The following is a 12,988-nucleotide window of genomic DNA, read 5'->3' as shown; positions in this document are numbered from 1 at the left end:
TCATCTGTTTGTACATTCAATAAATCTTTCAAGTTGTTTTTGTGCCTTTCCTGAATCAATGATTTCTTCTGCCAGTTCCACACCGTCACGCAATGATTCTACTTTACCTGCAACATATAAACCTGCAGCCGAATTTAATAAAACCGCATTTCTTTTTGGTCCCTTTTCACCAGCCAGTATTGCACGGGTAATTCTGGCATTTTCCTTTGCATCTCCGCCGACAAGATCTTCTTTTGATGCCTTTTCCATTCCGAAATATTCCGGTGAAATTTCATAAGACATTGTTTTGCCGTCCTTAAGCTCACAAACTGATGTCTTATCACTTACAGAAATTTCATCCATTCCGTCGACTCCATAGACTGTCAGAGCAGACTTAACGCCCAGATTCTTTAAAACATCAGTAAGAGGTTCAACCAAATCTTTCTCATAAACCCCCAGCACTTCCATGGAAGCACCGGCAGGGCTTGTCAATGGCCCCAATATATTGAAGATTGTTCTGATTGACAGTTCCTTACGTACCCCTGCAACATATTTCATTGACAGGTGATAATTTTGAGCAAAGAGGAAACACAAATTTATCTCCTTAAGACAATTTAAACTTTTTTCGGGTTCGATATAAATATTTACCCCCAACTCCTCCAAAACATCTGCAGCACCGCATTTGCTTGAAGCGGACCTGTTTCCATGTTTTGCCACAGGAACTCCTGCTGCAGAAATAACAATAGCAGAGGTTGTGGAAATATTGAATGTATTTGAACCGTCACCGCCTGTTCCAACAATTTCCAAAACTTCCTGGTCATTAAGCAAACGTACACAATGAGCTCTCATCGCTTCGGCAGATGCTGTAATTTCATCTATTGTTTCGCCTTTCATTGACATTGCGGTTAAGTATGCACTCATCTGAACTTCGCTTGCTTCACCGCTCATGATTTCGTCCATTGTCTGATATGCCTCTTCATAAGTTAAATCCTGATGTTTATATACTTTTAAAATAGCTTCTTTAATCATAATATTCCCCTTTCTACTTTTTCTAAAAAATTACTAATAATTGTCAATCCGTCCGGAGTTAAAATTGATTCCGGATGAAACTGAAGACCGTAAACATTGAAATTCTTATGCCTTACAGCCATGATTTCACCGTCATCGCCTGCCTTTGAAATGATTTCAAGACAATCAGGAAGAGTATCCTTAACTAGACTCAAAGAGTGATATCTTCCAACACTTATCTCAGTTGGCAATCCTTTGAAAATATAATCGTAATCAAGTGAAATTTTTGAGGATTTTCCATGCATCAGTCTGGAAGCATGGGAAACAGTACCTCCAAAAGCCTCACAAATAGCTTGATGGCCTAAACAAACGCCTAAAATTGGGATTTTATCATGGAAATGTGATACCACTTCAATACAAATTCCCGCATTTTCAGGCTTTCCAGGTCCCGGAGATAAAATAATGCATTCAGGATTTAAATCTGATATCTCTTCTACTGTTATTTTATCGTTTCTTACGACTTTAATATCAGAATTGACTTCACCAATCAGCTGGTATAAGTTATATGAAAAACTGTCATAATTATCTATTAAAAGTATCATTCTATCCCTCCATCTGCTGTTTTTAATGCATTGATTACTGCCGCCGCCTTGTTTAAACATTCTTCAAATTCCTTTTCAGGTACACTGTCTGCAACAATTCCCGCACCGGAACGTATGAAAACTTTATTATTTCTTGCAAATGCTATTCTGATTGAAATGCAGGTGTCAATGTTTCCGCTCAAATCAACATAACCGATAGCTCCCCCATAAATTCCGCGCTTATTGTTTTCAAGTTCATTGATAATCTCACATGCCCTTAACTTTGGAGCACCTGACAATGTTCCGGCAGGAAGAATTGAATCTATAGCCACAAGAGAATCCAAATCACTTCTTAATGTTCCGCTTACAGTAGATCCTATATGCATTACATGAGAAAACCTTTCAACTGAGAGATATTTTTCAACATTAACAGAACCTATTTCAGATATTCTTCCAATATCATTACGGCCTAAATCAACCAGCATGTTGTGCTCTGCAAGTTCCTTTTCATCACTAAGCAATTCCTTTTCAAGCCTTAAATCCTCATCTTCGGTTTTTCCGCGAGGCCTGGTTCCTGCAAGAGGAAAAGTAAATAGCTTCTTATCTGTCAGTTTGACTAATGTTTCAGGTGAAGCTCCGGCTATTTCAATATCATTGCTTGAAAAATAGAACATATATGGAGAGGGGTTGGTGGTTCTCAATACCCTGTATGTGTCAAACAGGCTTCCGGAAATATCAGCTTCGATTCTGTTTGACAGAACAACCTGGAAAATGTCTCCTTCTTTAATATAACTTTTCGCCTTTGTGACCATGTCACAATATTTTTCACGTGAAAATGCAGGTTTGAAATCTGATTTTAACTTTAACGGTTCCATTTCAGCTTTTTTACCATTTTTAATCAGATTTGCCATGTCTTTTAACTCATCACATGCTTTTTTATAACTCTCTTCCAGATTATCAGTTTTCATATTGACAATCAGAATGATTTTCTGTTTGAAATTGTCAAATGCAATGACCTTATCAAAGAGCATTAAATCTATATCTTTAAACTGATCCTGATTTTGGGCATCAAGATTAAGTGAAGGTTCCGCATATTTTATATAGTCATAAGCAAAATATCCTACAAAACCGCCGGTAAATGGAGGCAGGTAATCAATTTTAGGAGATTTGTTTTTATCTACTAAATCCCTGATGATTTCACTTGGATTATCGGTTTCAATTACCTTTTCATCATCAGTCAGCTCATCAAAATTTTCGCTGCCTCTGATTGTTACAGTTCCGTCCTGACATGTAAACTCTAAAAGCGGATCAAAACCTAAAAATGTGTATCTTCCCCAGTTTTGTGAATCTTCTATACTTTCAAGCATGTAACAGTGCTTACTGAATCCTTTTAAAACTCTTAAAACTTCAATAGGAGTTGCAATATCTGAAAACAGTTCATAGGATATTGGTATACGCCTATACTCTTTATTTTTCGAAATTTCTTTTACATCTTCTAAACTTGGGGAAAACATTTTATCACTTAACAAATTATTTATATAATGTACTATTTAAAACCTTGTTGTCATTTTTTGTACATTAAAAAAAATTTTAAAAAAAATATGCCTACATTTTATCCTGTTCCTTGGAAAACTGAATGACAATCTTTTTGATTTCCCTGCTTTCCAAATAAGGAATTTTTTCTGTAAGCTCTTTTTCCAAATCCTTATTCAATTGCAATCTTTTTTGAGCGTATTCCTCTCCTTCAAATTCACTGCGATACTGTTTATTCAAATTGGAATACTTTGTAATTAAAGGTTGGATAATTGTTCCGATATCCTCGTCAAGCTGATCATTAATGATTTTCCTTTTTCTGATTTCAACAACAAATCCGAGAACAGTTACGAAAAATCCCAGAACAGTTAAGGTCAGAGCAGGAACGAAAATCCTCTCATCGCCCAAAAACAATATTGTGACAAATAGTCCGATAAATATTAAAACAATTCCTATTTTTCTTAAATCCATGTTAAAATATCTATAATCTTTTATTATTTAATATTATTCAATTCAGTGAAAATTGAAATGAATAATATAACTGCTGATATTATTGCCAATGCAGAAACAATCATCACCACATTAGCATCAGTGAACAAAAGCTCATTAACATCGACCAATCTGATTATTTCGGCAAATAAATTATTTAAAAAGTGAGCCAAAATAGGAACACAGATATTTTCCGTTTTAAGATATAATATTGCCATACAGACTGCAAAAATAAAAGCTGAAAATATACTTCCGAAACTATGAAGGGCACCGAAGAGGAGTGAAGAAATTAAAACTGCAAATAATGTTGGAACAATCAGCTTCAGCTTATTTAACAAAACCCCCCTAAATATCAACTCTTCTACTATTGGAGATAAAACAACTGTCATTACAAAAACTCCAATAACCGGCAGTGAAGAAAGTATAGACATTGAAGGAACGGAAAAATTCACTAAAAAGTTTAAAAATGGAAAATGATTAATCAGCAAATAAGACAGATAGAGCATTCCATAAGAAAAGAAAATATTGGCAGTTACAATCAATAAAATAGTTTTAATCGAAACATCCGAAAAGACATTAAAAAAATCATCTTTAAAATCTAGAGAAAAATCCCTCAATTCAAAAATAAAATATAACAAGATAAACACATAAAAGCATTTTTCATTAATGAATCCGATGGTTTTTCCTAAAATAAACAATACCAGATAAGCAATTATAATAAAAATAGCCAGATTTTTTATTTTTATACGTTTAAGCCTGTCATTAAACTGGGACATGATATCAAATGTAAATTATTTCATACATTAAAAAAAATTTAAGCATATAGATTAACATTAACAAATCTTGAGCATCGTTCAAAATCTTTATTCAATCATCCATATCAAGTACAAAAACGTCTTCAATTGAATTTTTTCCCAAAATCTTTGTAATTTTATAGGCCAACATCAAGGAAGGATTATAACGAGCATTTTCTAAAGCATTGATTGTTTGGCGAGTTACTCCAACAGATTCAGCCAACTCCTGTTGAGTAATACCCTTTTTCTGGCGTAATAGCCGTATTTTTGTTTCCATATACTCAGCCTCCCATGACATCCAGTCATAGGGGTTGATATAATTTCTTTAAAAATTGTATATATAAACTTTTGTATATTTATTAAAAAATTTAATTATAAAGACTGAATAAATATATAATATAGTAATTTAAATTTTATGAGTTGATAAAATATGGCTATTCATCCAATCGAATTTAGGTATGGAACTCCCGAAATGAAAAATATTTGGGAAGAAGAAAATAAGCTGCAGAAAATGTTAGATGTAGAATCCGCATTGGCTCAAGCTGAAGGAAAACTTGGAATAATTCCACAGGAAGTTGCTGATGAAATTGCAGCAAAAGCAAATACTGATTTTGTAAAATTAGAAAGAATGAAAGAAATTGAAGCAGAAACTAATCACGATATTGCTGCTCTTTCAAAATCAATTACAGAAGTATGTGAAAACGGTGCAGGAGAATATGTCCACTTTGGAGCTACCTCCAATGACATTGTAGACAGTTCAAATTCCTTACTTATAAAAGATTCAATTGAAGTATTGAAAGAAAAATTAGAAAGATTAACTAAAATAATGCTTAAACTAACCGAAGAAAATAAAATGAAAGTATGTATCGGACGTACCCATGGTCAGCATGCGCTTCCAACCACATACGGCATGAAATTCGGTATATGGGCAGATGAACTCCACAGACAATATGTAAGATTAGAAAATGCAGAAGCAAATGTATGTATTGGAATGATGGACGGTGCTGTGGGAACAACTGCCGCATTAGGCGAACAAGGATGGGAAATCCATAAGACAGTTGCAGAAATTTTAGGCCTTCCTGCTGCAACCATTACAAATCAGGTTGTTCAAAGAGACAACCATGTAGAATTCATTAGTGTTTTAGCTAATATCGCAAGTACATTAGATAAAATCGGATTAGAAATCAGAAGCTTACAAAGAACCGAACTTATGGAAGTCGGTGAATTCTTTGATCCTGAAAAACAGGTTGGAAGCAGTACTATGCCTCACAAAATGAACCCAATTACTGCTGAGAGAATCTGTGGTGTTGCAAGAATCGTTAAATCCTACGTTAACGCAGCCTTGGACAATAACCCTCTTTGGCATGAAAGAGACTTGACAAATTCATCATGTGAAAGGATAATGTTTCCGGAAAGCTGCATTTTAACCGATTACATTCTCAATTTAACAATAAAATTAATGAACAACTTAGTTTTCTACGATGAAAACATCGAAAGAAACTTAAACCTGACCAATGGTTTAATCATGGCTGAAAGATTAATGGCAGAACTTACCCGTGCAGGAATGGGAAAACAAACTGCATACGGAATTGTAAGGAAAAACGCAATTAAAGCCAATAAAGAAAAACTATTATTGGGTGAATTAATTTTAGAAGACGAAGAAGTTCAAAAATACCTGACTGAAGATGATGTTGAAAAAATCATGGACCCTCACACATATGTCGGATCCATTGAAATAATCATCAATGAACTGCTTGAAAAATCAAAAGACTGGTTCTAGGTGAAATAAATGGTTAGCGTAAAAGAATTAAGGTCAATAGAATTATCTTCATATACAATAATTGCAACAGCAATTGCAGTATTGTTTTCAATAATATCTTCAATAATCATGACCATAGCTATTGGAATTACAAGTCCGAATGCACTAGGCGTTTCAATTTATCTGATTTCAACACTTGTTGTTGGAACATTAATGTACACCACCTACAACACATTCTGTCAAGGTTTTCTTTACAATACATTAGGAAAAAAACTTAATATAATTCAAATAGCTTTTAAAGATGAAAAGGAAATCATTAAAATATCACCTGCTACAACTGCAATCATTGTTTCAATGATATTGACAATACAAATGATTTTATTGTATTTAGCTTCAGTGTTTATATTTCCACTGTTAATTAATGCAGTTATCCAAACTTTAATGTTATCAGGCCAGCAAATTCTTGCATACGGACTTTACCAGTTCATGCTAGTCCTAAGCCAGCCTATAGTAATTGCAATGATTATATTCGGTACTTTTATCATATCATTTGTCTTCATATTGCTTGGATGTTACATCTACAACATACTTGCAAACAGCGGAAGAGGAATTATCGTAAATTTATCAAAAGAAAACGGATATACTGCAATTGATTCAGTCAACGTGAAAAGATTCAGTATTGTTTTTGGTATTATTGGAGGTATTCTAAGCCTGCTTTCATTGGTTATTTCAATGGGAGGCAGCGGAAACATCACCGCTCTAATCATCAATATAATCATCGGATTTATTGTTGCATTTGCCTCAGGTGCACTAACTGCAATATTTTATAACTTCCTTGCACCAAAATTAGGAAAATTAAAATTAGAATTAATTGATTTAACCAATTAATTCCTTTTTTCTCTTTTTATTTCAGGAACATATCTTTTAAGCATTAATGATAATGTTATAACTGTTACAGAACTCAATGCCATTGCCAGACCGGCCAAAGCAGGTTCAAATGTTATTCCGAATGCAGGATATAAAACCCCTGCGGCTATTGGAATTAAAATTGTATTGTATGCGAATGCCCAGAATATATTTTCTTTAATTCTTCTCATTACCTTTTTAGAAAATTGAACTGCAGCAACCACATTTTCCAAATCGCCTTCCATAATAACAATGTCACCGCTTTCCATTGCAATATCTGTTCCATTACCCATAGCTACACCAATATCTGCCTGAGTTAATGCTGGAGCATCATTAATACCGTCACCAACGAATAAAACTTTTCTAGTGTGATTTGATTGGATTTGCTTGACTATATCCAGTTTGTTTTCAGGTAAGATTCCAGCACGGACATTGTCAATACCTACTTCATTTGCCACATTAAGTGCGGTGGATTCATTGTCTCCTGTCAGCATATATGTTTCAATGTTCATCTTGTGCAGTTCATCGATTGTTCTTTTGGAATTAGCCTTAATCTTATCAGACAGACTTAAAATACCTTTTACAGATTTATCCTGTGCTAAAAAGATAATAGTTTTTGAAAGCCTTTCAAGTTCATGATACCTGTCAACCAGCTCATCTGAAACATCAATGCCATTTGCCTGCATCAGTGCGAGATTACCTGCATAAACATCACTGCCATTTAATTTGGCCTTTAAACCTTTTCCAGTTACATTTTCAAAATCAGTAGTCTGATTTAAATCCAAATTCAATTCCTTAGCCTTATTTACAATAGCTTTTGCAATAGGATGGGTTGAATTCTGTTCAACACTGGCTGCAAGCTTGATTAATTCCTCATCTGAAATTCCATAAGGAATAATGTCATCCACTTCAGGTTTTCCTTCAGTTATTGTTCCTGTTTTGTCAAAAGCGGCAACATCAATCTGACCTGCATTTTCCAAGGTATCTCCGTTTTTGATTAAAATACCAAATTCCGCTGCCCTTCCAACACCAACAGTAACTGCAGTCGGTGTGGCAAGTCCCAATGCACAAGGACAGGCAACCACTAAAATTGAAATCAGACAGGTAAGTGAGAATAAAAGTGAAGCTCCAAGTACGAAATACCAAATCAGGAATACAACAATAGCTATTGTTAAAATGACCGGAATGAAATATGACACGATTGTATTTGCGAATTTTTGAACAGGAGGTCTTGAAGACTGTGCTTTTTCAACAAGACGAATGATATTTGATAAAACAGTTTCCTTTCCAATCTTTTTAGCCCTAATATGAAGGACTCCATCCTGATTTATGGTTCCGGCAAATACTTCCTCGCCGTCCTTTTTAACTTTAGGAATCGGTTCCCCGTTAATCATTGATTCATCAACATAGGATTCTCCCCCAACAACATCACCGTCAACAGGAATTTTTTCACCAGGTTTTACAAGAAGCAAATCATCGACTACAATATCTGCAATGGATACCTCTTTTTGAGAAATAATTTCACCATTTTCATCAACTTCAATTGCTGTTGCAACTGTTGGCTGAAGGCCGATTAATTCACGTATGGAATCGGATGTTCGTTTTTTAGCTCTGGCTTCAAGATATCTTCCAATCATTAAAAATGACGGAAGCATTACAGCTGAGTCATAAAACATGAAAGTATGGTCTAAAACAATTCCGAATGTTCCGAAAATACTTGAAATATATGCAACCAGAATACCCATTGAATACATTACATCCATATTCAAATTTTTATGTCTTAAACCGTTGATTCCGGCTTTTAAAATAGGTAAAGAAACATATAAAAATGGTGCGATACTTACAATCAGGGACAGCAGCCCCATTGAGGATATGTTCAATCCTGTTGCTTCATGAATGCTGTGGGTGAGTCCCATTAAAGGATCCCATCCGCTAAACATTAAAATCATTAAAATAGCTGAAAATATTAAACCGACAATAATCCTGTTTCGTTTTTCTTTTAAATCCTGCTGATAGATTGCTTCCTCATCAATTTCTGTTTGACCTTCCACGCCTAAAAGTTCAAAACCTAAAGAATTGATTACCTCTTCAATTTCATCAAGTGTAACTTTTGAAGAGTCATATCTGATTTTTGCAGTTTGGGAAGTTAAATCAGCTTTAACATCAAAAATACCGTCCAGTCTGATTAAAAAATTCTCGACATTCATTGTGCATGAAGTGCAGTGCATGCCCTGAATTCTTAAAGTCATTTCATCAGAGTGAAGTTCAAAACCTAAATTCCTGACCAGTCTTTCCATTTCCTCATAGGAAATTTTTTTAGTGTCTACAGTAATATGTAATTTATTTGCCGCAAGGTCCGCATCAACTTCTTCTACTCCCTCAACCCTTCCAAATGTTTTGTTTACACTTAAAACACAGGAAGCGCAATGCATTCCTTCAATCGGCAAATCCATATGTTTATGTTTTACCATAAAATCACGACCCTTTCCATTAATGAAAGAATATTTAATTTTTAAACATATTAAAAGTTATCTAAAATAAGTAACATTAGAAGATTGTCCGATGAAATCTTAAGAAAATATAGGCCTTTTTACATGATTTCAAGGTATAATTATATCAAAATCAGTTTTTTACTTCAATTCCGTCTTGGAAAACCTTTAAAATATTATCATTATCACTTAAAACAGAAACATCATCCAAAGGATTTGAATTGACTAAAATTAAATCTGCAATGTAATTTTTTCGAACAAGACCCAAATTATCCTGATTTAAAAATTGTGCCGCTTTGACAGTTCCGCTTGCTACAGCTTCATCTTCACTCATTCCAATATCAACCAGATGAGTCAATTCCTCCAGATTATGGCCATGAGGAATAACACCGCTGTCTGTTCCCATTAAAATATTTACCCCCTGTTCATAGGCACAGGCAACATTTTCCTTGTGAACTTTAACAATTTCCTTTAATTTAGCGGTTTTTTCTTCAGCATAACTGTCCCAGTCAGGAAAACCGTTTTTATATAAGAACTGGTGAACAAGCAATGTCGGAACCAGACTGACATTTTTTTCAGCCATTCTCTGAGCTGTCTTTTTATCTATAAATGTACCATGTTCAATGGATGAAAATCCTGCATCAATACAATTATTCATGCCTTTTAAGCTATGACAATGAGCTGATACTTTCATATCATTGGTTTTAGCTTCATTAACAATTGTTTTTAATTCTTTTTTGTTGAATTGTGCAAATTCAGGTGAAGTATTGGTTGTTAAAACTCCTCCGCTTGCCATAACCTTAATAAAATCAGCGCCCGCTCTTTTTACCTCACGGGTCTTTTTAAGGACTTCTTCAACACCGTCACATCTTCCCTTTGGAAAACCAGGATAGATTATCTCCATATCAAAACCGGACGGTAAAAGCAAATCAAAATGTCCTCCTGTCATGACCAGAGGAGTAATTGATAAATAAACTTTAGGAGCGATGAAGAGTTTTCTTTGCTGTGCCAATTTAAAGCTTAAATCAGCTGATCCGCAATCCCTAATTGATGTAACTCCGGCATTAATTGTTTGAAGTGCATGAGGAACCGCATTATAAAAATGAATTCCCAATGGATTTGCCATGTTTTCCTCCTTGTGGAATCCTTTAGCAAAAATATGAGCATGGCAGTCTATAAAACCGGAAAGCAGGTAATTATCCTGACCATCAATAACATTAACATTAGCTTTTGTATTTACTGAAGGAGAAATTTCCTTAATCAGATTATCTTCAATCAATACACTCATTGAAGTTTTGACTTCCTCAAACGGATTAACAACATTAACGTTTTCAATCAGGGTCTGCATAATATCCCCTCATAACAGCTCTATTGTTCCGTTATCCCCGTCAACTTCTACTAAAGTACCTGTTGTCAAGTCTTTGGTATCTGCTGGGGAGTCCACCATAGGAATATCAGACATTATTGCACCTGTAGCTATAATAGGCTCGGCGTTAATGCAAATAATTGCCTTTGGAGCAGTATTGTTCTTCATCATTTGAAAAATAACATAAGAACCAACGGTAGAGCCTTTTCCTCCAGGAATAAATAGAACTTTATCCTTAATGATTTCTCCTTTTAATTCATGATTAGGATCAATTATTTCACCATTTTCCGGATTTACCCCGCCTAAAAAACTGATAGGTTCTGATGAGACAATCAATTCTCCTTTTCCTTTTCCTTTTGCAATACTTCTACAATCAATCATAAAAACACCTAAATTACATCCTTTTTCATAACTTCTCTTAAAACTGCAGTAGCGTAAGAACCTTTATCTATAGAAAATTCGCATAAAACTCCTTCATCTGTTGGAACTGCCTTTGCATCCCATACCTGGAAACGCATTTGACGTCTAAGTCCATGACTTCCTAAACGTGGCATTTTTGGAACTTCAAAATCCTCTTTTGTATGATTATATTTTTTCAATATGTTCTTTTCCATCTCACCAACTTCACCGTCTGCAAACGGAACTTTTGTACCGAATAACGGACAGGTCGGATTTGCTTTAAAATTTGTGATTAATTCCTGAAACTCTTCAGGACTTTTATCTCGAACAATGTGCTCTTCTGTATCAATGACAATATCTCCTTCGATATATTTGTCAATACCCATTTCCACCCTATTGCTTACGGCTTCGTTGAAGAGATAAGACTGATAAGCATGAACAAACATCCTCTGAAGCGGTTTTGGAAGTGCATGAAGCGCATTCATATATGATTTGTCAGTAAGCTCACCTTTTTTGGAATCCCTAATCAATTCCTTAATCATCATCTTTTCATAACGCATTCCTTTTCCCATCAGATTAAGGGATTCTTCAAGATTTCCTTCATCAAATGCTTTTCTGGCCATTTGATTATCTTCACCCTCATCACCCTGAGGATTTCCAATGTAAATGCTGACTGCTTTTTTTAAATCGTTTTCAACCAATGCCTCACCGACCAGATGAGTTATTGTTCTTGGTTTTCCGAACCTCTGCCATCCGAAGTAATTTGGAACGCCTGTGCTTTCAAGTTGGCTTAAAACCTCATTTGCAATTTCTGCACTTTCTTCTATATCATCCAAATCACGAATCAGTATCTTAAACTTGTTTCCTTTTAACTGACCCATCCTAAGTTTTTTGCGTCCACGGACAACCTTTAAAAAATCAGTTTTATAAATCTCCAGGTTTTCAACCTGTTTAAGCTGCTCTTCAGAATCCATATTTGCAATACAAATCCACTGGCGAGTAATGGCTTTTTTATCTTTCATTCCTGCAAAGCCCATTCTTTTTCTTGAAATATGAAGATCACGGGCAATATCCAAAACAACATCCAATGTAGTCCTTCCCAATTTTTCAATCCAGACATAAACATTAGGTCCTTCGCCTTCAGGGATGACTTCAGGAATTTCCTCAACATAAAAATCTTCATATTGGTATCTGATAGTTCCACCAATACCTTTCTGGCTAGTTACATAAGTATTAGCATTTAACATAATAATCACGGAAAATAATAATGCCCTGGCCGGGATTTGAACCCGGGGAATGGGATCCGCAGTCCCATGTGTTATCCAAACTACACCACCAGGGCTAAACAAAATAAGATAACATATAACTATAAGATTTTTATAGTATTTAATTATTCCCATCAAAATATAATATGCTTTTGAATTGAAGAAAAATTAATTGAACTACATAACTTTGTAGAAGTCGAGATAGTTCAATATTATAGTGTTTTTCTTAAAGTTTTTACCTTTTTTTGTTTAATTTTTTTGTTGGTTATTTCTTATCAAATGCTCTTGGGCAAATAATATTTTTTATTATGGGGTATATTAATTATTGTTGGTATGTGGAATTATTTTGTAGTTTATTTGTTTTATTGGTGGTTTAGTTTATGAGGTATAATGTTGTTGCTAAGAGTTTGAAGTTGCTTA

12 protein-coding genes and 1 tRNA gene are annotated in these 12,988 nt (G+C 34.6%); 2 read left to right on the top strand and 11 right to left on the bottom strand.

Going from position 1 to position 12,988, the window contains the following annotated elements; translation table 11 throughout:
• From trpD to QZU75_RS09265, 6 genes are all read right to left on the bottom strand, one after another.
• Complete coding sequence (gene trpD / locus QZU75_RS09290; protein WP_296883241.1) at positions 1 to 1,008, bottom strand: anthranilate phosphoribosyltransferase; 1,008 nt, start codon at positions 1,006 to 1,008, stop codon at positions 1 to 3.
• Positions 1,005 to 1,589, bottom strand: coding sequence for an aminodeoxychorismate/anthranilate synthase component II (locus QZU75_RS09285; protein WP_296883240.1), 585 nt, complete (start codon positions 1,587 to 1,589; stop codon positions 1,005 to 1,007). The genes trpD and QZU75_RS09285 overlap by 4 nt, the downstream gene beginning before the upstream one ends.
• The gene (gene trpE / locus QZU75_RS09280; RefSeq protein WP_296883239.1) at positions 1,586 to 3,082 is read right to left on the bottom strand and encodes an anthranilate synthase component I; all 1,497 of its coding nucleotides are present in this window, start codon (positions 3,080 to 3,082) and stop codon (positions 1,586 to 1,588) included. Before trpE ends, QZU75_RS09285 begins: the two co-directional genes overlap by 4 nt.
• Positions 3,083 to 3,173: 91 nt before the next feature.
• Positions 3,174 to 3,572 carry a hypothetical protein gene (locus QZU75_RS09275; protein WP_296883238.1) on the bottom strand — a complete coding sequence of 133 codons (399 nt, stop codon included), beginning with the start codon at positions 3,570 to 3,572 and terminating at the stop codon, positions 3,174 to 3,176.
• A gap of 23 nt (positions 3,573 to 3,595) precedes the next feature.
• Entirely contained in the window at positions 3,596 to 4,366 is a 771-nt protein-coding gene (locus QZU75_RS09270; RefSeq protein ID WP_296883237.1) for a CPBP family intramembrane glutamic endopeptidase, read from the bottom strand.
• A 91-nt stretch (positions 4,367 to 4,457) separates the two neighbouring features.
• The gene (locus tag QZU75_RS09265; protein ID WP_296883276.1) at positions 4,458 to 4,661 is read right to left on the bottom strand and encodes a helix-turn-helix transcriptional regulator; all 204 of its coding nucleotides are present in this window, start codon (positions 4,659 to 4,661) and stop codon (positions 4,458 to 4,460) included.
• 153 nt (positions 4,662 to 4,814) lie between these two features.
• On the opposite strand from QZU75_RS09265, the gene purB reads away from it, so the two are divergent.
• Together purB and QZU75_RS09255 are read left to right on the top strand one after the other, a co-directional pair.
• On the top strand, positions 4,815 to 6,164 hold the full coding sequence (gene purB / locus QZU75_RS09260) for an adenylosuccinate lyase (RefSeq protein ID WP_296883236.1): 1,350 nt from the start codon (positions 4,815 to 4,817) through the stop codon (positions 6,162 to 6,164).
• Between the two features lie 9 nt (positions 6,165 to 6,173).
• Positions 6,174 to 7,031 carry a hypothetical protein gene (locus QZU75_RS09255; RefSeq protein ID WP_296883235.1) on the top strand — a complete coding sequence of 286 codons (858 nt, stop codon included), beginning with the start codon at positions 6,174 to 6,176 and terminating at the stop codon, positions 7,029 to 7,031.
• Here the strand turns inward: QZU75_RS09255 and QZU75_RS09250 are convergent.
• The 5 genes from QZU75_RS09250 to QZU75_RS09230 form a co-directional block, all read right to left on the bottom strand.
• Positions 7,028 to 9,520, bottom strand: a complete 2,493-nt coding sequence (locus tag QZU75_RS09250) for a copper-translocating P-type ATPase (protein WP_296883234.1) — start codon at positions 9,518 to 9,520, stop codon at positions 7,028 to 7,030. The two genes, QZU75_RS09255 and QZU75_RS09250, sit on opposite strands and share 4 nt — an antisense overlap.
• 151 nt (positions 9,521 to 9,671) lie before the next feature.
• Positions 9,672 to 10,886 carry an amidohydrolase family protein gene (locus QZU75_RS09245; RefSeq protein ID WP_296883233.1) on the bottom strand — a complete coding sequence of 405 codons (1,215 nt, stop codon included), beginning with the start codon at positions 10,884 to 10,886 and terminating at the stop codon, positions 9,672 to 9,674.
• Between the two features lie 9 nt (positions 10,887 to 10,895).
• Positions 10,896 to 11,285 (bottom strand): DUF126 domain-containing protein, encoded by a 390-nt coding sequence (locus QZU75_RS09240; RefSeq protein WP_296883232.1) that lies wholly within the window; start codon positions 11,283 to 11,285, stop codon positions 10,896 to 10,898.
• Positions 11,286 to 11,293: 8 nt separating this feature from the next.
• A complete protein-coding gene (truD, locus tag QZU75_RS09235) occupies positions 11,294 to 12,550 on the bottom strand; it encodes a tRNA pseudouridine(13) synthase TruD (RefSeq protein ID WP_296883230.1) in 1,257 nt (418 codons plus the stop codon).
• Positions 12,551 to 12,571: 21 nt separating this feature from the next.
• Positions 12,572 to 12,645: transfer RNA gene (locus QZU75_RS09230), tRNA-Arg, on the bottom strand.
• Positions 12,646 to 12,988: the final 343 nt, after the last annotated feature.

Source organism: uncultured Methanobrevibacter sp., assembly GCF_902764455.1.
Lineage (GTDB): Archaea > Methanobacteriota > Methanobacteria > Methanobacteriales > Methanobacteriaceae > Methanocatella.
The sequence above is the reverse complement of the archived record's forward strand: the minus strand, read 5'-3'. Positions and strand labels throughout refer to the sequence as shown.

Bases quoted from the DNA above. Each gene is read 5' to 3' on its own strand.
- purB (WP_296883236.1), top strand. From the start codon at position 4,815: ATGGCTATTCATCCAATCGAATTTAGGTATGGAACTCCCGAAATGAAA.
- QZU75_RS09285 (WP_296883240.1), bottom strand. From the start codon at position 1,589: ATGATACTTTTAATAGATAATTATGACAGTTTTTCATATAACTTATAC.
- QZU75_RS09245 (WP_296883233.1), bottom strand. From the start codon at position 10,886: ATGCAGACCCTGATTGAAAACGTTAATGTTGTTAATCCGTTTGAGGAA.
- trpE (WP_296883239.1), bottom strand. From the start codon at position 3,082: ATGTTTTCCCCAAGTTTAGAAGATGTAAAAGAAATTTCGAAAAATAAA.
- QZU75_RS09250 (WP_296883234.1), bottom strand. From the start codon at position 9,520: ATGGTAAAACATAAACATATGGATTTGCCGATTGAAGGAATGCATTGC.
- truD (WP_296883230.1), bottom strand. From the start codon at position 12,550: ATGTTAAATGCTAATACTTATGTAACTAGCCAGAAAGGTATTGGTGGA.
- QZU75_RS09255 (WP_296883235.1), top strand. From the start codon at position 6,174: ATGGTTAGCGTAAAAGAATTAAGGTCAATAGAATTATCTTCATATACA.
- QZU75_RS09265 (WP_296883276.1), bottom strand. From the start codon at position 4,661: ATGGAAACAAAAATACGGCTATTACGCCAGAAAAAGGGTATTACTCAA.
- QZU75_RS09270 (WP_296883237.1), bottom strand. From the start codon at position 4,366: ATGTCCCAGTTTAATGACAGGCTTAAACGTATAAAAATAAAAAATCTG.
- QZU75_RS09275 (WP_296883238.1), bottom strand. From the start codon at position 3,572: ATGGATTTAAGAAAAATAGGAATTGTTTTAATATTTATCGGACTATTT.
- QZU75_RS09240 (WP_296883232.1), bottom strand. From the start codon at position 11,285: ATGATTGATTGTAGAAGTATTGCAAAAGGAAAAGGAAAAGGAGAATTG.
- trpD (WP_296883241.1), bottom strand. From the start codon at position 1,008: ATGATTAAAGAAGCTATTTTAAAAGTATATAAACATCAGGATTTAACT.